Origin of the sequence: Thermobifida fusca YX, assembly GCF_000012405.1 — a bacterium.
GTDB lineage: Bacteria > Actinomycetota > Actinomycetes > Streptosporangiales > Streptosporangiaceae > Thermobifida > Thermobifida fusca.
In genome coordinates this window covers 3176495-3199321 of the sequence record NC_007333.1, presented here as the reverse complement: position 1 = coordinate 3199321, position 22827 = coordinate 3176495, and the positions used below count along the sequence as shown (strand labels likewise).

20 protein-coding genes are annotated in these 22827 nt (G+C 68.0%); 17 read left to right on the top strand and 3 right to left on the bottom strand.

Going from position 1 to position 22827, the window contains the following annotated elements:
- Positions 1 to 37: 37 nt before the first annotated feature.
- Positions 38 to 955: an HAD family hydrolase gene (locus TFU_RS13550; protein ID WP_011293145.1), complete on the bottom strand. Its 918-nt coding sequence runs from the start codon at positions 953 to 955 to the stop codon at positions 38 to 40.
- A 144-nt stretch (positions 956 to 1099) separates the two neighbouring features.
- Between TFU_RS13550 and TFU_RS13545 the strand changes: the two genes are divergently transcribed.
- The 9 genes from TFU_RS13545 (at position 1100) to TFU_RS13510 (ending at position 10552) form a co-directional block, all read left to right on the top strand.
- The gene (locus TFU_RS13545; protein ID WP_016189272.1) at positions 1100 to 2308 is read left to right on the top strand and encodes an antibiotic biosynthesis monooxygenase; all 1209 of its coding nucleotides are present in this window, start codon (positions 1100 to 1102) and stop codon (positions 2306 to 2308) included.
- A gap of 185 nt (positions 2309 to 2493) precedes the next feature.
- A complete protein-coding gene (locus TFU_RS13540; protein ID WP_011293143.1) occupies positions 2494 to 3183 on the top strand; it encodes an LmeA family phospholipid-binding protein in 690 nt (229 codons plus the stop codon).
- A gap of 111 nt (positions 3184 to 3294) precedes the next feature.
- Positions 3295 to 3384, top strand: coding sequence for a putative leader peptide (locus TFU_RS16360; RefSeq protein ID WP_353801228.1), 90 nt, complete (start codon positions 3295 to 3297; stop codon positions 3382 to 3384).
- Between the two features lie 237 nt (positions 3385 to 3621).
- Positions 3622 to 4461 carry a sulfurtransferase gene (locus tag TFU_RS13535; protein WP_011293142.1) on the top strand — a complete coding sequence of 280 codons (840 nt, stop codon included), beginning with the start codon at positions 3622 to 3624 and terminating at the stop codon, positions 4459 to 4461.
- Positions 4458 to 4760, top strand: coding sequence for a DUF1416 domain-containing protein (locus TFU_RS13530; RefSeq protein ID WP_011293141.1), 303 nt, complete (start codon positions 4458 to 4460; stop codon positions 4758 to 4760). The genes TFU_RS13535 and TFU_RS13530 overlap by 4 nt, the downstream gene beginning before the upstream one ends.
- A gap of 441 nt (positions 4761 to 5201) precedes the next feature.
- Positions 5202 to 6236 carry an RNA polymerase sigma factor gene (locus TFU_RS13525; RefSeq protein ID WP_011293139.1) on the top strand — a complete coding sequence of 345 codons (1035 nt, stop codon included), beginning with the start codon at positions 5202 to 5204 and terminating at the stop codon, positions 6234 to 6236.
- 177 nt (positions 6237 to 6413) lie between these two features.
- Positions 6414 to 8348 carry a hypothetical protein gene (locus TFU_RS13520; RefSeq protein WP_011293138.1) on the top strand — a complete coding sequence of 645 codons (1935 nt, stop codon included), beginning with the start codon at positions 6414 to 6416 and terminating at the stop codon, positions 8346 to 8348.
- A gap of 225 nt (positions 8349 to 8573) precedes the next feature.
- Positions 8574 to 9830, top strand: coding sequence for a MurT ligase domain-containing protein (locus tag TFU_RS13515; RefSeq protein ID WP_011293137.1), 1257 nt, complete (start codon positions 8574 to 8576; stop codon positions 9828 to 9830).
- Positions 9831 to 9841: 11 nt separating this feature from the next.
- Entirely contained in the window at positions 9842 to 10552 is a 711-nt protein-coding gene (locus tag TFU_RS13510; protein ID WP_011293136.1) for a type 1 glutamine amidotransferase, read from the top strand.
- Between the two features lie 69 nt (positions 10553 to 10621).
- Here TFU_RS13510 and TFU_RS13505 read toward each other — a convergent pair whose 3' ends face one another.
- Positions 10622 to 12472 carry a cellulase family glycosylhydrolase gene (locus TFU_RS13505; RefSeq protein ID WP_016189270.1) on the bottom strand — a complete coding sequence of 617 codons (1851 nt, stop codon included), beginning with the start codon at positions 12470 to 12472 and terminating at the stop codon, positions 10622 to 10624.
- 332 nt (positions 12473 to 12804) lie between these two features.
- Positions 12805 to 14169, bottom strand: coding sequence for a DNA repair protein RadA (gene radA / locus TFU_RS13500; protein ID WP_011293134.1), 1365 nt, complete (start codon positions 14167 to 14169; stop codon positions 12805 to 12807).
- 791 nt (positions 14170 to 14960) lie between these two features.
- Here radA and TFU_RS13495 point away from each other — a divergent pair.
- From TFU_RS13495 to TFU_RS13460, 8 genes are all read left to right on the top strand, one after another.
- Entirely contained in the window at positions 14961 to 15878 is a 918-nt protein-coding gene (locus TFU_RS13495; protein ID WP_011293132.1) for a sugar phosphate isomerase/epimerase family protein, read from the top strand.
- Between the two features lie 253 nt (positions 15879 to 16131).
- Positions 16132 to 16926, top strand: a complete 795-nt coding sequence (gene proC, locus TFU_RS13490; protein WP_011293131.1) for a pyrroline-5-carboxylate reductase — start codon at positions 16132 to 16134, stop codon at positions 16924 to 16926.
- Positions 16927 to 17018: 92 nt separating this feature from the next.
- Positions 17019 to 18197 (top strand): acetoin utilization protein AcuC, encoded by a 1179-nt coding sequence (locus TFU_RS13485; RefSeq protein ID WP_011293130.1) that lies wholly within the window; start codon positions 17019 to 17021, stop codon positions 18195 to 18197.
- Positions 18198 to 18355: 158 nt separating this feature from the next.
- Positions 18356 to 19153: a phosphatase gene (locus tag TFU_RS13480; protein WP_011293129.1), complete on the top strand. Its 798-nt coding sequence runs from the start codon at positions 18356 to 18358 to the stop codon at positions 19151 to 19153.
- A 299-nt stretch (positions 19154 to 19452) separates the two neighbouring features.
- Positions 19453 to 19656: a helix-turn-helix domain-containing protein gene (locus TFU_RS13475; RefSeq protein WP_016189267.1), complete on the top strand. Its 204-nt coding sequence runs from the start codon at positions 19453 to 19455 to the stop codon at positions 19654 to 19656.
- 156 nt (positions 19657 to 19812) lie between these two features.
- Positions 19813 to 20430 (top strand): TlpA family protein disulfide reductase, encoded by a 618-nt coding sequence (locus tag TFU_RS13470; protein ID WP_011293127.1) that lies wholly within the window; start codon positions 19813 to 19815, stop codon positions 20428 to 20430.
- A complete protein-coding gene (locus TFU_RS13465; protein WP_011293126.1) occupies positions 20427 to 21239 on the top strand; it encodes a cytochrome c biogenesis CcdA family protein in 813 nt (270 codons plus the stop codon). Before TFU_RS13470 ends, TFU_RS13465 begins: the two co-directional genes overlap by 4 nt.
- Before the next feature lie 2 nt (positions 21240 to 21241).
- Positions 21242 to 22825, top strand: coding sequence for a cytochrome c biogenesis protein ResB (locus TFU_RS13460; RefSeq protein ID WP_011293125.1), 1584 nt, complete (start codon positions 21242 to 21244; stop codon positions 22823 to 22825).
- The last annotated feature ends 2 nt before the right edge of the window (positions 22826 to 22827 follow it).

Genomic DNA, 22827 nt, shown 5'->3' with positions numbered 1-22827 from the left:
CGTAGCGGCCCGGTAGGGGCTTTCTCTCCCCGCGTTCTCAACCGCGTCGACGATTCCGGAGCAGCCCGACGAGGGCTCCTCCGGCCAGGGCGCCTGCCATGGCGGACGGCAGGCCGACGGTGAGGGCGGTGCGGTGCCTGCGGAAGTCGTGCACCGGCCAGCCGTGCGCTTGGGCGTGCCGATGCAGAGCGTCGTCCGGGTTGACCGCGTTGGGGTGGCCTACCAGGGACAGCAGCGGAAGGTCGTTGTAGGAGTCGCTGTAGGCGGTGCACTGCGCGAGGTCGAGTCCTTCGAGCTTCGCGAGCTTGCGGACCGCTTCGGCTTTGGCAGCCCCGTGTAACAGGTCCCCCACGAGACGCCCCGTGTACACCCCGTTCACTGATTCGGCGACCGTGCCCAGCGCTCCGGTCAGCCCGAGGCGGCGTTTGATGATGTCGGCGAGTTCGACCGGGGTCGCGGTGACCAGCCAGACCCGCTGTCCGGCATTGAGGTGCCGGTAGACCAGCCGCCGGGCCCCTTCCCAGATGCGGTCGGCCACGGTCTCGTCGTAGATCTCCTCGCACAAGGCGACGAGGTCGGAGACCTTGCGCCCGGCGACGAACGCGAGCGCCGTTTCGCATGCCTCGTTGATGTGATGCCGCTGCTCCGCCCCGCTGAAGCGGAAAACGAGCTGCCCCCAGCCGAAGCGGATCAGGTCGCGGGTGGTGAAGAGCTTCCGTGCTGCCAGTCCGCGGGCGAAGTAGTAGAGCGAGGCGCCGCGCATCAGCGTGTTGTCCACGTCGAAGAAGGCGGCGGTGCGGTCGAAACTGGGCGAGCGCGGTACCGGAGAGGAGAGTCGGGTCGACGCCGTGACGGAGGCCGCTCCGGTGAATGCGGTACGGCTGGGGCCACGGTCTCGGAGACGGCTCCACATGGAACTGAGCCTACGGCCCGAGATGCCGGATGAGTCCGTCATAGCAGATCCCCACCTATGATGAGTGAGGTAAGTCACAGATACCTGTTAGGTGTGACCGTTATGCGAGAATGATCCCGCTCTTTTGGTGGTCCGTTCCGGGAACGAATGCTCGTTCCGCCCGGAAAGTGCAGCATCATTGTCGGGATGGTCGAGGTAGGACTTGCATTCGTTTGCGCCCTGGTGGCGTGGAGCGCCACCGCGTCACTCGGTGTGCGCGCATACCGGTACCCGGACATCGCCACCATCGCCTGGGCGGTCTCCGCGACGGCCACCGCGATCGCGCTGAGCGCGGCGTTCCCCGCGGCGCTGCTGGACTTCTCCAACGCCACCTTCCGGCTCCTGCACATCGGGATCGGGCTCATCGGCCCGCTCTTCCTGGGCTGGGGCGCCATCGAATACACGGTGGAGTCGCCCCGCGGACGGTTCGGCACCCGTCTCGTCGTCACCACGCTCACCATCGTCCCGCTGGTGATCCTCACCATGGACCGGTTGCGTGGACGCTACGACACCAGCTACCCGGCGGCGGCCGACCACTACGACGTCATCCCGATGTTCGTCCTCACCCTCGTCCATCTCTTCGTCCTCGTGGCGCTCATCACCGGGGCGGCCCTTGCTGGAGTGCGCCTCTCCCGGGACCCCGAACGAGGACAGCGCGAACTGGGCGTGGTGGGGCTGATCGCGCTGGCAGCGCTTCTGGAGATCCTCGTCAGCCGGTTCGGTCTCGGCATCCTCGGCCAGCTCATGATGCTCGGTGCAGTATCCGCCCTGTGGGCTGCGGTGCACCGGGCCAGCGCCCCCGCACGGCGCGGAGGACGGCGCCGGGTCCGCGACCACGACGAGGACGACTTCTTCGACGACGAGATTGACGACGAGGACGAGGAGGAAGAGCCAGTGCGGCGCAGACGGCGCAGGGCCGACTACGACGAGGACGACGAAACTCCCGCCCGGGGTCGGCGGAGGAGAAGCGAATACGACGACTACGAGGAAGACGGGGAGCCCGCACCGCGTTCCCAGGTCTCCCGACTGCAAGGCATCATCACCATCTACACGCTCCGGGAAGGCCACGAAGACCTCTTCGACGCCTGCGTCGCCGACGTCGTTGACGAAGTCGCCCGCCAGGAACCCGACACCCTCCTGTACGCCTGCCACACAGTGGCCAGCTCCCCCCAGCAGCGCATCGTCTACGCCATCTACCGCGACCGGCTCGCCTACGAAGAACACGAACAGCAGCCGCACGTCATCGACTTCGCGCGGCGTTCCGCCAGGTACGTGGTCGCCACCAACGTCATCGAGCTCTCCCTGTCCGGTGCGGTGGCGGGCGAGCGGCTGCTCGACATGCTCATGCCGGAGTAGAAGCGAGGGAGCCGAGCAGTGCCGGAGACAAGGTCATCCTGTGCGTTTCCTCAAAGTTCGCTGGGATACTCCGGTGCAAAACCAGGCCAACAGGACGAGTGCAGTAATCTCCTACCGATACCCGCGTCCGGTGCGTTATAAGCGCAGCGCGGCTCGCCGAATCGACGGAGTGTTCTGGAAACCCGATGAGAAAGTTCCTCGTCCTCCTGATTTTCCTGCTGGTGCTGCTAGCAGTCGCCGACAGGGGGGCGCACTACGCGGCAGAGAGCGAAATCGCCAAGCGGATTTCCTACCAGTACGAGATGGCGGCCAAACCCGAGGTCACCATCGGCGGCTTCCCGTTCCTCACCCAGGCCATCGGCGGGAACTATCAGGAGATCCACGTGGTCACCGGCGCGATGACGGTCGAGGAGGTGCAGGTCGACCGGGTCGATGTGACACTGACCGACGTCCAGGCGCCTTTCGCTGACCTGTTGACGGAACCCAGGGTGGTCGCCGGGGGAGTCGAAGGCACCGTGCTGCTCCCCTACAGCGAACTGCAGAAGCGACTGCCCCAAGGCATCGTGATCGAGACCGCTAACGGAACGCCGCGCATGTCCGGCGACCTCGCCTACCAAGGGTTCAGCGTCTCGCTCTCCAGCGAATTCCGCATCGAGGTGAACGGCGACGAACTCACCGTCACCCCGGACAACATCGAATTGGGCGAGGAATTCGTGCCGGTGAGCACCGTGGAGAGCATGCTCACGCTCACCATGAAACTGCCCCGGCTCCCCTTCGACCTCGAAGTGACCGGGGTCGAGCTGCTGCCCAACGGTATCCAGGCGACCGCCGTGGGGAGCAACGTGCCGATCGTCGGCAGCACACCGCAGGAATAGCCCGCAGCAACGTCTGTGTCAGGGCCGCTCACGCAGGGCGGCCCTGCTGCGTTTCCCCTGTGAAACAACCCACCCGTGACATTCCCCGCTTAAGCACGTACCATCGTCTGCGTGACTCTTCTGACAGATGCGCTTTTGACGAAGCGACGCGCTATCGACTTCTGCCGTGTCGCCACGGCGCTCTGTCCCCTTGCCCGTTAGAGCGCAATCGCTCACGGCCGCGCGGCTGTTTTCCGCCGCCCCTCTCCGTTTCCCCCACCGTTGCGCACCGAGCCGACTGCCCTGACGCGGGCAAGCGCCGGCTGCGCTGAGCACTACGTCCGATCCGATCCGCAGACAACCGCTGGCCGCAGCAGACTTCCCAGATCACCAGCATTCCGTGCCGGCAAGTATGCACACCGTCTCAGAGCGGTAGAACGCACACTAAGGAGGTTCCCCATGAGCCGCGCCGACGTCCTTGTGGACGCCGACTGGGTGGAGGCTCACCTGGACGACCCGAACGTCGTGATCGTCGAGGTCGACGAGGACACCTCGGCCTACGACAAGGGCCACATCCGCAACGCGATCAAGCTCGACTGGAGGAAGGACCTCCAGGACCCGGTCCGCCGCGACTTCGTCGACAAGGCCGGGTTCGAGGCACTGATGTCCGAGCGCGGTATCGCCAACGACCACACCGTGGTGCTCTACGGCGGCAACAACAACTGGTTCGCCGCCTACGCCTACTGGTACTTCAAGCTCTACGGCCACGAGAAGGTGCGCCTGCTCGACGGCGGCCGCAAGAAGTGGGAGCTGGACTCCCGCGAGCTGGTCACCGAGGTGCCGGAGCGCCCGAAGACCAACTACGTCGCCAAGGAGCAGGACACCTCCATTCGCGCCTTCCGCGACGAGGTCGTCGACGCGATCGGCAAGAAGGCCCTCGTCGACGTCCGTTCCCCCGACGAGTTCGTTGGCAAGCTTCTGGCCCCCGCGCACCTGCCCCAAGAGGTCTCCCAGGTTCCCGGCCACATCCCCACCGCCCGCAACGTCCCGTGGGCCAAGGTCGTGAACGAGGACGGTACCTTCAAGTCCGACGAGGAGCTCCGGAAGCTGTACGAAGAGGCCGGGGTCGACCTGGACAAGGAGATCATCGCCTACTGCCGGATCGGTGAGCGCTCCTCTATCGCGTGGTTCGCGCTCCACGAGCTCCTCGGCCTGCCGAACGTGAAGAACTACGACGGATCCTGGACCGAGTACGGATCTCTGGTCGGTGTTCCGGTGGAACTGGGAGAAGCCAAGTGAGCACTTGCGGAGCCCCTGCTGGAGGGGTGGCACTCGCAGACGTCAACGTGGGGAACCAGGCAGTCATCCAGGGCCGGGTGACCCGGGACGGCCAGCCGCTTGCCAGCGCCTACGTACGTCTGCTCAACTCCTCCGGCGACTTCGTCGGCGAGGTTGTGACCAACGAGGAGGGCACCTTCCGCTTCTTCGCCGCGGACGGCGAATGGAAGGTGCGGGTGCTGGCCTCCGGCGGTTTCACCGCTGAATACACGGTGACTGCCGAGGTCGGCAAGGCCGTCGAACTCAGCGTTCAGGCCTAGCCAGCCCGTTCTCGTTGACCTTTCGTCCACCGGTGGCGGCAGGCGGGTCCCCTGCCGCCACCGGTGACGTTCTTCTGCGGCAGTACCGCGGAAAGCCAGTATCCGCAGAGCCGGGGCTGTGCGCGGTCCCGCCGTTGCCGCCCGCGAAAGTGCCGCGTTCTGTCCTCATGAACCGGACGGGGCGTGCGGTGCTCCTGCTGCCCCGCCCCGAGCGGCACGACCGCACTGCCACCGGGGCTGTATGCCCCAGCCGAAGGGACCCCAGCGCGCACCCGCGCAGCGCGCAGACCACGTTCTGACCAGCGTTGTCCTCGCCGCTCGCCCCCGGGTAGCCCCAGAGCCGTCCCCGTATTTGGCCGCACCGCCAAGGGCGCATCCTTGCCCAAAGGGGAGCAATGAGGGGACTATGCCGACAACAGGAGTGAAGCTAGGCTCTTGGCCATGCGTGACGCAGACATCGTGCACGCGATCGCGAAGGACGAGCGGGACGGGCTGAGCGCGGCGTACCGGGCCTACGCCGACCGCCTCTACGACTACAGTCTGGTCACGCTCGACGACGCTGAAGCCGCCGCTGACACGGTGCACGACGTCTTCCTCATCGCACGCGAACAGATCGCCCGCTTGCGGGACACCCACGCACTCCGCCCCTGGCTCTATGCGCTCACCCGTGCCCAATGCCACCGGGCATTGCGTCTCCGCGACGGCCATCCACCTCCCGACCTGCTGGACGGGCACCCCTCCCACGCCACCCTGTCCCCCGACGATCCCCGACTCCTCCTCCACGAAGCCCTCTGCGGTCTTCCCCCGCACGAACGCGAAATCCTCCACCTGACCGTGCGACACCAGCTCGCAGGACCAGAACTGGCCGCAATTCTCGGGACCAGCCGCAGGCGCGCCGACGCGAGAGCCGCTGCAGCGCACGCGAGTTTTACCGACGCGGTCGGCGTCCTCCTCGCCGTCCGGCGCACAGAAGCGCACTGCCCGGCGCTGCGCACCCTCCTCCAGCCGTGGGACGGCGGGCACCTCACTCCGGCGTGGCGCAAACGCATCACCCGCCACCTGAGGACGTGCCCGGACTGCGACCGCACCCGAGCGGCCCTCCCCGCCCCCGACGCACTGCGGGACGCCTTCCCCCTCACCGCGCCGCCCGCGTTCCTCCACGACCAGCTGTTGACCAACGCTTTCGACCCCGGCCTCGCCGCCCACCACGCCGAGTTCGCCGCCCAAGCCGGCCCGTACCGGAACGACGGCTTCCCCGCCACCGGCGGCCCTGCCGAGGAGACCGCCCTGCCGTGCACTCGGCTGCCCGCCGTCCTGACCCTGGCCGCCGCCCTCCTGTTCCTCGTGCTCATCGGCTGGGCCGCGCTCCCCCTCCTCACCGCTGTGGTGACCGGAAGCACCGGCGTGGAAGCAATCCCCGTCGTCTCACTCGAACCCGCCGAGCCGCCCAGCCCTGCCTCCTCCCCGCACAGTTGACCCGCCCGGCGCTGCCCCGCAGCAGTCGGCCGCCCAAGGCCGCAGCGCAGAAGCGGGGAGCGTGGGGGTGCTTTCCACAAACCTGTGACACCATGGCTACGAATTGGCCACAATCGTGTCTATCGCCTGAGGACTCGCTAGTTTGTCCCCTCGTAGCCGGGTGGGAGGTTATGAGCGGTGCCCGACGACCGAGCGGAGCGGAAACGGCCGGGCAGGCCTTTTCTCGGTTGGCGCTACCAGACCCTGGTCCCCCCGCCAGGGCCGCCGCCGCGCCGCCCCACGCCCCCGGAGCGGGTCGACTACGACCTTGATTGGGAGAAGGCCAGGCTCCGCGCGGAAGCCGAGACCAACCGGCCGCTCCTGTTCGGACTGTGCCTGCTCGTCCTCATCGGCACCGTGCTGCTCCTGCTGACCATCGTCGGGGTCATGCCGCTCCTGCTCTCCCTCGTCGGCTGTCTCGCCTGCCTGGCCGTGGCCTTTCCCGTCCTGCTCATGCTCATTCAGAGCCGCAGCGACATGGGGGAACTGTTATCCCGGGAGCGAGCGAAAAGACGCGCGGAACAGGAACGCCGAGAACGAGAGCTCTGGGAGCGCCAGGAAGAACACGCCGCCCGATACACCGAATGGCAGCACCGCAAACGCGTCTATGAGGCCCAGCCCCGCTGGTATGCCGTGGAAATCCCCGAAGGCACCCAGCGGGTAGCCGCCGTGGGAGGAGCCGAGGCGGGATGGTCCGCGCTGCTCACCACGCTCGGAGCCGCACTGATCAAAGAAGGCGGCGACCTCACCGTCGTGGACCTGTCGGGGCGCGCGGTCGCCGAACAGTTCGTGTCCCTCACCCAGCGCTGCGGCCTCATCCCCCGGATCTGGGTGCTGCCCGCCGACCTGCCCCGGGTCAAGATCGGCGCTCACCTCAGCGCCCGGCGCCGTGCCGCCATCCTCGCCGCCACCGCCCAGGCCGTGGAGCCCGGGGACGAAATCGCTGCCCGCCGCAGCATCCTGGAACGGATCTTCGCTGTCCTGGGCAAGGACGCAGAAATCGTCCACGTCGTTGCCGCCCTGGGACTGCTCGCCCTCCCCGACGACGGCGACACCGCCGACGATCCGGCCCACCTCCTGCTCACCCGGGAAGAACGCGAAAAACTCCGCGCCGCGTTCGCCGACGAGCCTGACGTGGCAGTCCGCGCTGCCGCGCTGCACCGCGCCCTGCTCCCCTTCGAAGGACTGGGGATCAAGGCGGAACGCGAGCCCTACGCCCAGGTGAAGATCATCGCCACCGACCGCAGCGTCGGAGAGTTCGCGGAACGCGCCTACGGAACCTACACCGTCGAAGCGCTGAGCACCCTACTGGACCTGCGGGCGGCCCGCGGCAAACCGGGACGGCCGTGGGCGCGCATGATCATCCTGTGCGGCGCTGATGCACTCCCCGAGTGGGCGGTGCGGCGCCTGAGCGACGCGGCAGCGCGACTCGCCACCGGAGTGGTGCTGCTCTACCGGCGAGCCAGCGAGAACGCCCTGGCCCAACTGCGCGCCGACGGAACCCTCCCCGTGGTCATGCGCCAACCGGACGCTGCAGCAGCCGCGGCCGCCGCAGCCTTCCTCGGCGCAGACCACGCGGGGCGGATCCACCGCCTCACCGAGATCGTCGGCACTGCTCTGGACGGCGCCACTGCCGACGGGTACACCACCGATGCCTCCTACCAGGTCACCGCGGCCGCACCGGTCCGCTACGCCGCGAAGTCCATTGCTCCGCTGACCCTGGCCCGGCACATCCGCTCCGCCACCGCCTGGGGGAACGCCACCGGGCAAGCCGCCGAACACGACACCCTGTCCGCCGAGTCGGACATCGACCGGATGACCACCCAGAAGTTCGACGTCTACGGGCTGCAGCACCTGCCGCCCACCGCCATGATCATCCCCGAGCGGGGAGACGCGCCGATCATCGTCGACGCCAACCCGGGCATCCTCACCCTGCCCACCGCCACCCTGCAAACCGTGGCGGACGCCACCGCCCTCACCGAACAGGCCCTCGCCGACGTGGGCGCAGACGAGGTCGTGGCCCACATCGGCCCGCCCCCGGAGCGGCTCGACTGGCGGCGGTCCGCAGGGTGAGGGCGCGCACTACGCCGCGGCCAGGAAACCCGACAGCGCGGCACAACCGGATATTTCCCGCCTCAGAACCGTGCAAGAGTGTGTTCCCGCAGTGTTTCGGACATATGAAATTAAGAGCGACCCGAGGTGTGATGACGGTTTGTCTCCCCGCCAGGGCAATAGGCTTGAGCTGCCGCCTGTAGCGAAGGCGTTGTGCATTTCTTCTATCGAACGTTGTGGGGATCAATGAGCGAACTTCCCTTGCGTGCCCAGCTTGCTGCCGCGCTGGGTAGGGGTGCGGCCTCGTTGTCCCGGGCTACCGGACGCGGCGACGGCTCGGTCATCGGGGGGCGAATCGCGCTCAAGGTCGAACCGAACCTGCTTGCCGAACTCGCCCGTGGACGTCGGATCGCCCTGATCAGTGCCACCAACGGAAAAACCACCACGACCAGACTGATCGCTGCAGCGCTGCGCGAGATCGGTGAGATCGCCACCAACGAGCACGGCGCGAACATGCCGACCGGTCACATCACCGCGCTGGCCAACAACCCCAAAGCCCTGATCGGCGTTCTCGAAACCGACGAAAAATACTTGCCGCAGGTGCTCCGGGAAACCAACGCGGTCGTGGTCGTGCTGATGAACCTGAGCCGCGACCAGATGGACCGCGCCTCCGAAATCAACCTGCTGGCCAAGAAATGGCGGGAAGCACTAGCAGCCAGCCAGGCGCACGTCGTCGCCAACGCCGACGACCCGCTGGTCGCCTGGGCAGGGCTTGCCGCGCCCCACGCCACCTGGGTGGCGGCCGGGCAGCGGTGGAAAGAAGACTCGTGGTGCTGCCCCGAATGCGGGGGGCACCTCAAACGCGACCCCGACCCGCACTGGGAGTGCCCCGAATGCGGCCTCAGCCGGCCGTACACCACCTGGTCGCTGGACAACGCCACCGACACCGTCACCGACCCGGAAGGGAAGACGCACCGGCTCCAACTGCGGCTGCCGGGTGACGCCAACCGTTCCAACGCGGTGATCGCGCTGGCCACTGCCGCCGCCTACGGGCTCCGCCCCGAACAGGCACTCCCTCGGATGCGGGAGATCGAGTCGGTGGCCGGGCGCTACACCTCCATCGTCACCAAAGGGGTCGAAGTCCGGCTCCTGCTGGCGAAGAACCCCGCTGGATGGCTGGAGTCGTTCGCGATCCTGGACCCGCCCCGGGTGCCGGTCATCCTCTCCGTCAACGCCCAGGTCGCCGACGGCCGCGACACCTCGTGGCTGTGGGACGTGGACTACACCGTGCTCCGCGGGCGCCGTGTCTTCGTGATGGGGGAGCGCCGCACCGACCTCGCCCTGCGGTTGGAGACCGACGAAGTGCCCTTCGAGATCGCGGACAGCGTCGACCAGGCGCTCACCCGCCTCAAAACCGAGCAGCCCGACATCACCAAGGTCGATGTGATCGCCAACTACACCGCGTTCCAGCAGATCCGCACGGCCTACGGACGAGTCCAGTAGAAGGGGAGCCCATGAGCGACACCAGCAGCACCCTGCGGATCGTGTGGATTTACCCCGACCTCCTCAGCACGTACGGCGACCGGGGCAACGTGCTGATTCTCCGGAGGCGCGCCGAACTGCGCGGCATCCCCACCGAGGTCGTGCGGGTCCACTCCAGCGACCCGGTCCCGGAAGAAGGGGACGTCTACCTGCTCGGCGGCGGGGAAGACCGGCCGCAGATCCTCGCCGCGCAGCGGCTGCGCGCCGACGGCGGCTTGAAGCGGGCCGCGGAGCGGGGAGCCGTCGTCTTCGCGGTCTGCGCCGGATACCAGATCATCGGCGAAACCTACGGTGACGACCAGAACAACCCGCTGCCCGGCGTGGGCATCCTCGACGTGCGCAGCGGCCGCGGAGACACGCGGGCGGTGGGGGAGATCGTCGCCGACGTCGACCCGGCGCTCGGCGTGGGGCGGATCACCGGCTTCGAAAACCACCAGGGCCGCACCGCGATCGGGCCCGCGGCCCGGCCCCTGTCGACCACGGTGCGTGGGGTCGGCAACGACGGCACCACCGAAGGCGCCTACCAGGGCACCGTGATCGGCACCTACCTGCACGGACCGGCGCTGCCCCGCAACCCGGCCCTTGCCGACCTGCTGCTGCGCTGGCGGGTCGGCGAGATTCCGCCGCTCCCGCCGTCCTGGGGCGAGCGGCTCCACGAGGAGCGGCTGGCCGCCGCGCTCTAGGCGGGCAACGAGAAAGGACCGTGCCGCAGCGGCACGGTCCTTCGTGTTTCCTCTCGGTACACCAGGGGTTTAGGCGGGAGGCGTACCCCAGACCAGGGTGCCGCCGAGGTATGCGGTGATCACCTCGCTGAGCTCCCAGTCAGTGTTGGTGCCGCGGCTGTAGTCGTCGCTTTCGTCGAAGTTCGCCCAGTTCGCGGTGTGGATCCGGCCTTGGAGCTCGGTGCTCGCCCCGGGAGCGAGGCTGCCGCTGAGGGTGAGCACCAGGGAGGTGTCGGCGCCCGGAGCCGACAGCGACGTGAAGGACGCGTTGACGTTGGCGCAGCCCACTTGAGCCCAGTCGCAGGTGAACTGGAGGGTACCGCCGGGCTCGTTGGTGAAGTAGTAGTGGATTTCCACGTCAGCCAGGTCGACCGTGCTGCTTCCGGTGTTGACCAGACGCAGCCCCGGCGCGATCTGGCTGTCGTCGGCCGCAAGACTGTTGTTGCGGTAGTAGACCTCGAGCGCACCCGTGGGGTTGGCGGGCGGCTCCGTCGGCTCCGTCGGCGGCTCCGTGGGCTCCGTCGGCGGCTCCGTGGGTTCCGTGGGCGGCTGGCTCGGTCCGCCCCCGCCGTAGTACTGGTTCAGCGACACACCGGTGGTGGAGCCCACCCCGCCCAGCGGCACATCGTGGTCCAGGCCGACGAACTTGCCGTTGGCGTCCTGCCACAGCGCAGGCTTGAGGAACGCGTACTTGGCCTCGTCCCAGGTTGTCCAGTCGTAGTTGAGCAGGCCGCCGGTGTCACCCGAGTTCGGGTTCAGCGCCCAGAAGGTGTGGTGCAGCTTCTCGTCGATGATGAGCGAGCGCAGCGCCGTCATCCACTTCTCGTTGTCGCCCCCATCCAGGAAGCCGCCCCACTCGCCGATGAGCAGCGGAGCGATGTCGTCTTCGTGGATGTAGAGCCAGTTGGGACGCCACACGTCCTCGGTCAGGGTCTGCCGGTTCCACTCGCCTTCGAACCAGGGCTGCTCGAACACGCTGGGACCGTAGTCGTGCGGCGAGTAGACCAACTGGTCCTGGTGGGCGCCCAGGTCGACGGGGTGGTCGGCGACGCCGCGCAGGTTGCCGCCCCACCAGGTGGAGTAGTAGTCCCGCCCATCGGTCGAGGACCAGTCCTGCCCATCCTTGGGGTAGATCTCGATCCCCTCGCACAGGATGAGCATGTTCGGGTTGATCGCGAGGATGCGCTTACCGGCGGTCTCGCAGACGTGCTTGAAGTTGTCGATGTCCGTGGAGCCGTCCCACTTGGCGCGCGGGGTCTCGTTGGCTTTGCCGTGGGGCTCGTTCTTGATGTCTGCGGCGACGATGGTGTCGTTGTTCTTGTACCGCTCGGTGACCCACTCCCAGGCCGTGTAGAAGTCCTCGGTGGTGATATCGCCCTTGTACCAGACCGGGTAGTAGTGCCCGGAGTTGTCGGCCTCCGCGCTGTGCACGTCAAGCATGACTTTGAGGCCGTACTCTTCGCACAGTTGCAGCCAGTAGTCGAACACTTCGAGGGTGTTCATCCCCGCCAGTTCGGGGTTGACGTACTCGTTGACTCCACTCGGTCCGGCCTGGCCGTTCTTCCACTCCAACAGCAGTTGGGTGCTGATGGGGACACGCACGATGTTGATGCCGCGCTCGGCCATCGCACTGGTGATGTCCTCGATGTTGGCGGCCCACAGCCCGTGGAACATCCGTTCGCTGGTGTTGAAGCCGAACCAGTTGGCTCCGGTGAGCCACACCTCGTTGCCCGCGGAGTCCACGATCCGGTTGCCGTCCGTGTGCAGCCAGTCAGCGGTGCCTGAGGCGGCTGCGGGGGAGGAAGTCAGGGGGATAAGAGCAGACGCTCCGATCGCGATCGCGGCTGCTCCGGCACGCAGTCGTCGCGTCAGGGGGGTCATTCTGCCCACTGCCGGTAGTCCTTTCGGGGAACACGCCTCCGCAGAGGCGTGGGGGGACGAAAAGCGCAGGGTGCGCTCCCGAATGGAAGGAGAAAACTTCAGTGGAGCCAGGAGAAGATTCAGGAAGAGTTCATTCACCGTTCGCCACTTTTGTGGCGCGGATCACCATAAAGCAGGGGGTGGAGAGAAGTCAATGTACCGTTACCGCAAGTAACAACCCCTGGGATGTCCCCCGGCGACGACCCGAAAGAGAACAGACATCCCCGCCTGCGACGTGTCCGGGCGAGAACCGCGCACGCTGCGCACGGCCTGCCACCGCCCCTTCCGACAGCTCAGCGCCGCAGCTCAGGGAACGCGGTGCGCAGCGCCTGCCCCAGGTCGGTGACCTCCACGACGGTGAGCCCTTCCTCGTGGACCGCATCGTCGGCCCCGGCCGGCACGATCGCGGTCGTGAACCCCAACCGCCGCGCCTCCTGGAGCCGTCGCGGCAGGCTGCTGACCACGCGCACGTCACCGGCCAGCCCCACCTCGCCGATAGCGACCATGCCGGGCGGCAGCGCCATATCGGTGTGCGACCCGGCCAATGCGAGCGCCAGCGCCAAGTCCACCGACGGCTCCACGAGACGCACCCCGCCCACCGTGGAGGTGTAGACGTCGGCCGCACCCATGCGCAGGTTCACCCGCTTCTCCAGCACCGCCAGCACCATCGCCACCCGCGCGGCATCCAACCCCGAGGTGGCGCGGCGCGGCTGCGGCAGGGCCGTGGGCGCCACCAGCGCCTGCACCTCGGCAATCAACGGGCGCCGCCCTTCCACGGTGACCGTGACACAGGTCCCGGGAACCGGCTCGGTACGCCGGGTGAGGAACAGGCCGCTCGGATCTGGCAGCCCCACGATCCCCGAGTCGGTGAGCTCGAAGCAGCCGATCTCATCGGTGGGGCCGTAGCGGTTCTTGACCGCGCGCAGGATACGCAGCTGCGAATGCCGGTCCCCCTCGAACTGCAGCACCACGTCCACCAGGTGCTCCAGCACCCGCGGGCCCGCAATCGAACCGTCCTTGGTGACGTGACCCACCAGGACTGTGGCGATGTCGCGTTCTTTCGCCAACCGGATCAGTCCCGCAGCCACCTCGCGGACCTGGGTCACCCCGCCCGGGGTTCCCGGCGCCTCGGGGACACTCATGGTCTGCACCGAGTCCACGATGAGCAGGCGAGGCATCACCTCGTCCACGTGCCCGGCAACCGCAGGAAGCTCTGTCTCCGCAGCCAGGTAGAGCTTGGGCGCCAGCGCGCCTACCCGTTCGGCGCGCAGCCGCACCTGCCCCGCCGACTCCTCGCCCGTCACATACAGCACCGGGCCCAGCGCGGCATAGCGTGCCGCCACCTCCAACAGGAGGGTGGACTTGCCCACTCCCGGCTCACCGGCGAGCAGCAGCACCCCGCCGGGAACCATCCCGCCCCCGAGGACCCGGTCGAGTTCCGCCAGTCCCGTGGGTGTGGCCTGGGCCGCTTCCACATCGATCTCAGCGATAGGCCGCGCGGGCGTCCCCGCCCGGATCGGAGCCACCCCGCTCGCCGCAGAGCCGGCAGCCTCCTCCACCGTGCCCCACGCCTGGCAGCCTCCACACCGGCCCACCCACTTCGGAGCGGTCCACCCGCACTCGGTACACCGGAACGTCCGTTTCGCTGCCCGTGCCATACCCGCACGCTATCGCCTGTCTGGCACCGGCTGGAACACACCGGGCCGGCCTGGGGAGAACCCGGTCCCCGCAGAGTCGGCCGGGAATCGAACCAGACGGCGCTGTGCACCGTCAGACAAGTACGCCCGAATCAACCGGGCGCCGCATCGGAGGACAACGTCCATGGCCCCCGCTCCCCAGGTTTCCGCACCGCGGTCCCGGCAGCTCGCTCCGGGACCGCCCCGGGCTGCAGCGCGGGACGCTTGCGTGCCTGGGCTGCCCTGCCCCACCGCGGGCGGGACAGGGCGCGCCGGCACGGCCCGGGGACAGCAGTGCCGCGGACAGCCGCGGCTTTCCGCCTCGCCGGTCCGTCCCCACCTGCCGGCAGGGGGCGAGAAGTATGCTCCGGGTGTGCGAGGCTGGGGCGTGTACCGTGGCATAGGGCAGAGTCCGCACACACGCCCACGCCGCTTCGGCACGTCACCGGCGCGGTTTTCCCCCGACCAGCCCCCGCGCCCCCACCGCGGAGCGTTGCGGCAGCATCCCAGTGCCGCATCCCACAACCAGCACACGAACCCCCGCCCCACACCCATGGTCCGCCTGCTCCGCCGACCCGTCTCCCAGGAACGGCGGGACGGTGCTCCGCTTCACTGGGGAAGGAAGGGAATCGCTTCGCGGCACGCGTTGTTCCCCTGGATGACCCTTACGACGACGCGGGGATGTCCGCAGCGGCCTGGCAGCGCAGCGCGCCGCCCCACGGGCCACTGGTGCGGCAGGGAATTTCACGACGACAGCACGTATGGTGGTTCAAGTGAACGCTATCCAGGTTCCAGACGCCCCCGTCGTCCTTTCGACGGCGTCGGTGTACCCGGAGAAAACTCCAGCGGCCTTCGAAATCGCCGCTGAACTCGGCTATGACGGCATCGAAGTCATGGTCACCGCAGACCCGGTCAGCCAGGACATCGACATGCTCCGTCGGCTGTCGGAGTACCACCAGATTCCCATCACCGCGATTCACGCCCCGTGCCTGATCTTCACCCAGCGGGTGTGGGGGCGGGACCCCTGGATCAAACTCATCAAATCGAAAGAGATGGCGGAAGCGCTGGGCGCAACGACCGTTGTGGTGCATCCGGCGTTCAAATGGCAGCGCGAATACGCCCGGGAATTCGAGTCCGGCATCCTGAAGATGCGGGACGAGACCGACGTGATCTTCGCGGTCGAAAACATGTACCAGGTGCGCATGCGGGGCAAAGAAGTCGTCCCCTACGCGCCGAGCTGGAACCCCTTGGACCGCGACTACCCTAACGTCACCCTGGACCTCTCCCACACCGCCATGTCGCAGTCGGACGCCATGGACATGGCGCGGCAGCTCGGCGACCGCCTCTCCCACGTGCACCTCGCTGACGGCGTCGGCGGACAGAACTTCGACGAGCACCTGATCCCCGGCCGCGGCAACCAGCCGTGCGCGGAACTCCTGGAACACCTCGCCAACAACGACTACCGCGGCCAGATCGTCCTGGAAGTCAACACCCGCAAGTCCGACCGGGAGACCCGGCTCACCGAACTCGCCGAAGCCCTCGCGTTCACCCGCCTCCACTTCGCGCGGAGCGTGCCGCCAGAGCCCCGCAGCGAACAGCCGGAACGCGAACAGATCGTGGTGCGCTCGGTGCCTGCTCCCGCCCTGCGTGTGTTCTCGGTCCACAGCGACGGCACCGTCAGCACCGATTGACCGGCACCGGTACCAGATCGCGCCCCTCTCCCGCATGCGGCCTTCGGCACGGGGCTGCCGCGGATTTGTAACCGTGCCGCCGCTCCGCCCGCAATATCCTCGCACTGGACGACCGGCGGGGCGCGCCGACACCGGGCCGCCACCGCGGTGAGCGGTGGGGCCGGGACAGCCACGGCACGGGACGGATGCCGACAACCCCCGCCCTGACCGGTCCACCGCCCACTACTGGGCAACGTGAGAAGGGTGTGACTCCATGATCGCGATCATTGGGGCAGGGCGGATGGGTGAAGCCCTGCTCGCCGGAATCCTCCACACCGGGCGGGACGCCGCGGAGGTGCTCATCAGCGAAGCGCGCGAAGACCGCGCCGCAGAACTCTGCCAGCGCTACGGGGTCGCCGCCGCCTCCCCGGCCGAAGCCGCCGCCCGCGCAGACACGCTGCTGCTCGCAGTCAAACCGCAGGACATGGTCGCGGCGTTGAACGAGATTGCCCCGGCACTGCCCCCCGGGCGCCTGGTGATCTCCGTAGCCGCCGGAATCACCACAGCCGTGCTGGAAAAGCACCTTCCCGCGGAGACCGCCGTGGTCCGAGCCATGCCCAACACCCCTGCCCTGGTCGGCCAGGGGATGACCGCCATCGCAGCCGGAACCCACACCCTTGAGGAGCACCTCGACCGCGCGGAGACCCTGCTCCGATCGGTGGGCGAGGTCGTGCGCGTACCGGAGAAGCACCTGGACGCGGTCACCGCCCTCTCCGGAAGCGGCCCTGCCTACTTCTACCTCGTCGCGGAAGCGATGATCGAAGCCGGAGTGCTCCTGGGGCTGCCGCGGCCGACCGCCGAGCGGCTCGTCACCCAGACCGCGGTGGGCTCCGCGGCAATGCTGCGCGACTCCGGGGACCATCCGACCCTGTTGCGGGAAGCAGTGACCTCGCCCGGGGGAACGACCGCCGCTGCCCTGCGGGAACTCGAACGCCACGGCCTGCGCAGCGCGTTCGCTGACGCGGTGGAAGCCGCGTGCCGGCGGAGCGCGGAACTCGCTGAAGGCTGAGGCCAGCAGGCGGATTGCGGGGTCCCCTGCGCTACCACGCAGGCCCGGTCAACTACTGTGGTGAAGAACACTGTCACCGAGGGGGAGGGCGCATGGCTTGTTCACTGCGCATCGCATGGAATGACGGGCTGACCAGCTACAACTTCGGCCCGCAGCATCCACTTGCGCCCGTCCGGGTCGAGCTGACCATGGAGCTCTGCCGCCGCCTCGGCGTGTTCGATGCGCCCGGTGTCTCCTTCGCACCGGTCGAGCCTGCTGACGACGCCCTGCTGGAGCTTGTCCACAGCCGCGACTACATCGCTGCCGTCAAGCAGGCAGGGAAAACCCTGGAACCCAACATGAAGTACGCGCTGGGCACCAGCGACAACCCGGTCTTCCCCGACATGCACGAAGCGTCCGCCCTGGTTGCAGGCGCGTCCGTGGCGGCGGCGCGCGCCGTGTGGCAGGGGGAGGCGGAGCACGGCGCGAACATCGCGGGCGGCCTGCACCACGCCATGCCCAACAAGGCCTGGGGATTCTGCGTCTATAACGACGCCGCGGTCGCCATCGCCTGGCTGCTGGAGCAGGGCGCCAAACGGGTCGCCTACGTGGACGTGGACGTCCACCACGGTGACGGGGTGCAGGAGATGTTCTACAACGACCCCCGGGTGCTCACCATCAGCCTGCACGAGTCCCCCCTGACCCTCTTCCCCGGCACCGGGTACCCCGAGGAGATCGGCGGCCCGGACGCGGAAGGCTATGCGGTCAACGTGGCCCTGCCCGCGGGGACGAACGACGCCATGTGGCTCCGCGCGTTCCACGCCATCGTCCCGCCGCTGCTGCGCGAGTTCCAGCCGGAGGTGCTCGTCACCCAGCAGGGCTGCGACACCCACACCCTCGACCCACTGGCCAACCTGACGCTCAGTATCGACGGGCAGCGCCGGACCTACGAGGCCCTCCACGAGCTGGCCAAGGAGACCGCCGCAGGGCGCTGGGTGCTGCTCGGCGGCGGCGGATACGAGCTGGTGCAGGTGGTGCCGCGTGCGTGGACCCACCTGCTGGCCGAAGCCGCGGGCACCCCGATCGACCCGGAGACCCGCACCCCTGATGAGTGGCACGAGTTCGTCAAGGAACGCACCGGCGAGGTCCCGCCCCTGCACATGACGGACGGGCGGAAAGCCGACTACGTCCCGTTCGAAGCGGGCTTCGACCCGGCGGACGCGGTGGACCGCGCGATCCGGGCGACCCGGGCCGCGGTGTTCCCGTGCCACGGCATCGACCCGATGATGTGAGGCGGCCCGCCTGCACCCCGAGGCGGGCCGGCCAGCGCAGGGGAGGCGTTCCAGCCGCACCGGAAAACGGTGCAACGGGCGGCGGAATCATCGACAATGGTCCGACAAAGGCCGATCGGTGCTGGCTTGACCGGAAAAAGAAATAAAGGGGGTCTGTCTTGAAGCCGCCCTCCCGTGCGGAACTCATCGACTATTTGGTGACGACCGGTATCGCCGGTCAGGTCGCCACTCCGCGGCAGAACAACCTCAAGCACTACCGGCGGCTTGTCGAAGGAGACCCCTACCACCAGTTCGGCCTGACCTTCCAGCGGAAGTGGACGTTCTCGGACGTGCTGGCGCTCATGGCGCAGCGCTGCGGCGTGGTCGCGGACGAAGACTACGTGCAGGGAATCGACACCATCGACCCGGACCGCACGGTCGACGCCCTCGAGGTGGTCGCGGAGCGGCTCGCGCAAGCCGCACGCGACCGCGAACGCATCATGGTGGCCACCGGGCACCCCAACAATCTGGCCGAGCTCTACCGGGCGTGGAAAGATGTGCTCGTCGACCACGGGTGCACGGTGGTCACGGCCGCGGCCGGCTACTCGTATGACGCTCCTGGTGGACCCCCGCCGACCCGCCGCACCCTGGTCTGGCGCGACGACGTGGGTATGGTGACGGACGGCACAGAACCCCAGCACAGTCACCACCCTTTTGCGATGCGGGCGGTACTGGCCCAACTGTCTGAAACGGGTGGGCCATGGCCGCAGTTGGTCATCGCCGATCACGGTTTTGCTGGCGCGGCAGGTGAGGCTGGAGTGCCGACGATCGGGTTCGCCGACAGCAACGATCCTGCGCTCTTCCTGGGCGAACATGAAGGAAAACTTCATGTCACGGTGCCGCTCGACGACGGTTATGTTCCCGACGAGTACCGCCCGCTTTCGGACTACGTTATTTACCGCGCCGGGCTGGCCTGAAAATCGTTCCCCACGCTTTCCCACCGCAAAAAAGACCGGGAAAAGAGCAGATCATCCCATGAGTTTTCGCGGTGCGTCTCATGGTGTACCCACAGGCCAAACCTCGCCCTCCGGCCTGGGGCAGCGATAGTGACCGAGAGCGAAAAACACCCTTCTAATGACGTGACCCGAGATTTACTCTGAGAACGGACGGATCGAAAGTTGCTGGGTGACACGTGAGCGCGACCGGACGAAAACGGGAGGACGGTCGCGTTCAGGTGACAACGCGGGTGCACGTCCGGGAAAGAGAGCGTCGGGACATGAGCGGGAGCAAGGGATCACTGGGCGAAGTACGGTTCTTGACGGTGGCCGAGGTGGCCGCGATCATGCGCGTCTCCAAAATGACGGTCTACCGCATGGTGCACTCCGGAACGCTGCCGGCTATCCGGGTGGGGCGTTCCTACCGGGTGCCCAAGCGTGACGTGGACAACTACCTCCGCGAGGCGTTCGTCCACGCGGGCTGAGACGCGAACTATGTGGGGGCGGCGCAGTCTGCGCCGCCCCCACATAGTGTCCGAGCGGCTAGCCACGGGCCCGCGCAGCGGTCACCAGGGCGTCTACTACACTTCGTCGTTGTTGATGCATTGTCTGCCGCATCCCGCTGACGAGGTTCTTCCGCGATGCCCTTCACCAGACCAGGCCCCCGAGTGCGCGCTGCCGCGCTCCGCGGTCTTGCCGCCGTGGCGGTGCTGGCTGCCCTGGCCGGTTGCGCCGAGGAAATCGACACCGGGGCGGCGACCGAAGACGACCGCTACATCTCCGGGGACGGCTCCAGCACGCTGTTCCCCTCCGAAGACCGCGAACAAGCGCCCGCAGTCGAAGGAGAAACCCTCGACGGGGATCCGGTGAGCCTCGCCGACTACTCCGGGGACGTCGTCGTCATGAACTTCTGGGCCAGTTGGTGCGCCCCCTGCCGCGCGGAGACGCCCGTCCTCAACGAAGTCAACGCCGAGCACGCCGACCAAGGGGTGAGCTTCCTCGGCGTCAACATCAAGGACAACCGCACCGCTGCGCAGGCGTTCGAACGCAACCAGGACGTCTCCTACCCGAGCCTCTACGACCAGTCAGGCGAAATCCCGCAAGCCTTCCGCGACACGGTCCCCCCGCAGGCGATCCCCAGCACCCTGGTCATCGACCGGCAAGGGAGGATCGCAGCCCGGGTGATCGGCGCTACCAACTACAAGGAGCTGACGGAACTGGTCAGCACCGTCGCCGCCGAGGACGCTGATGTCCAGTGATTGCTGAGACTGTCCTCTCCGGATCCCTCTTCCTCGCCATTCCGCTGGCCGCAGCCGCCGGACTGGTCTCCTTCCTTTCCCCGTGCGTGCTGCCGCTCGTTCCCGGATACCTCTCGTACGTGACCGGGCTGACCGGGGCCGACATCGCGGCGCACCGGCGAGGAGAAGTGCACACCACCACAGCCGACGGCCAGCGCAGAGTCGCCACAGTGGACGACCTCATGGCCTCTCGCCGGTGGACCATGCTCGCCGGCAGCCTGCTTTTCATCGCCGGCTTCACCGCGGTTTTCGTGGCCGTCGGCGTGTTCGTCGGCGGGATCGGCGGGCTGCTCCTCGACTACTCCGCGGTCATCACCCGCGTGCTCGGGGCGCTGACCATCGTTCTAGGGCTGGCGTTCATGGGCCTCATCCCCGGGTTCAACCGCGAGTTCCGCGTCCACCGGCTTCCCGGGGCCGGTCTGGCCGGGGCCCCGCTGCTGGGCATCCTGTTCGGCCTGGGCTGGACCCCGTGCATCGGCCCCACCCTGGCCGCGGTACAGTCCCTCGTCTTCATCGAAGGGAGCGTGGGCCGGGGAGCGCTGCTGTCGCTGAGCTACTGCCTCGGCCTGGGCCTGCCGTTCGTGGCCGCGGCCCTGGTCTACCGTAGAGCGCTGGGAGCTTTCGACTGGGTCAAACGCCACTACCGTCTCGTCACCAGCGTGGGCGGCGCGATGCTGGTCGTGGTGGGCCTGCTGCTCGTCACGGGCCTGTGGACCGACATCACCGCCGTCATGCAGGGCTGGACCGCGAACTTCACCACGGTGATCTAGCAGTGACCCCAAGCCAATCGAGCACGGTGACCGAACCGCAGCAGGCGCCGCCCGCCGCACCCGCGCTGTCCCCCCTGGGGTGGGCGCGCTGGGCGTGGCGGGTGCTGACCTCGATGCGCACCGCGCTCATCCTGCTCTTCCTGCTCGCCCTGGGCGCGATCCCGGGTTCACTCCTGCCCCAGCGAGGCGTCAGCGTCGAAGAGGTCCAGAACTACTTCCTGGAGCACCCCGACCTCGCCCCGGTGCTCGACCGGTTCTTCCTGTTCGACGTCTACTCCTCGCCCTGGTATGCGGCGATCTACCTGCTGCTGGTCGTCTCGCTCGTGGGGTGCGTACTGCCCCGTGCGGGAGCGCACTACCGGCTGCTGCGGGCCCGGCCGCCGAAGACCCCGCGCCGCCTTGACCGGATGCCCTATTCGGCGACGTTCGAGACCGACGCCACCCCAGAGCAGGTGTTCGCCGAAGCACGAGGTCTGCTGCGCGGGCATCGGATCGCCGACTACGGCGACTCGCTATCCGCGGAGACCGGCTACCTGCGCGAGACCGGCAACGTGGTCTTCCACCTGTCACTGGTGGGCCTGCTCGTGTCGGTGGCGTGCACCGCGTTCTTCGGCTACCGGGGCAACGTCCTCCTCATCGAAGAGGACGCGTTCGCCAACACGCTGACCTCCTACGACGCCTTCTACCCGGGAATCGCGGTGGACTCGGCCAAGATCCAGCCGTTCTGGATCCGGCTCGACGAATTCGAAGCCTCCTTCGTGGAGGAGGGCGGGATGGCCGGCCAAGCCGCGAGCTACCGCGCCGACCTCACCTACCGGGAGCACCCGGACGCCCCCGAAGAGTCCCACATCCTGGAGGTCAACCACCCGCTCCGCGTCGACGGCGCCCAGGTCTACCTGCTCGGCCACGGCTACGCCCCTACGTTCCGGGTCACCGACGCCGACGGGCACGTGGTCTTCGAGCAGGCGGTGCCGTTCCTGGACCGCGGAGACGGCAACTTCACCTCCGACGGGGTGGTGAAAGTCCCCGACATCGCCCCGGAGCAGCTGGGCTTCACCGGGGTGTTCCTTCCCTCAGCGGCCACCGACGACAACGGCGACCTCGTCTCGGAGTTCCCGGACGCGCGCAACCCCATGGTGGTGCTCAAGGGCTTTGTCGGCGACCTCGGATTGGACAGCGGCAACCCCCAGTCGGTGTACCAGTTGTACACCAAGCGCATGGAGGAGATCGGCGACTCTGCTCCGTTGGCTGTAGGCGACCGCTGGGAGCTGCCCGGTGGCGCCACGATCGAGTTCACCGGGTACCGCGACTACGTCACTCTGCTGGTCGCCAGCGACCCTGCCCGACCGTATGCGCTGGCCAGCGCGGTGGCGGCGGTACTGGGGCTGCTGTGCACCCTGTTCGTCCAGCCGCGACGGGTATGGGTCCGTGCCCGCCGCGGAGCAGACGGGCGTACCGTGGTCGAGATCGGCGGGCTTGCCAAGACCGAGGGGGCCGCGCCGCTGCGCCGGTTCCACGAACTGGCCACCCAGTTGAACCAACGGCTGCGGCGTTCCGACTGCCAAGCAGACATGGAGAAGGAGTAAGC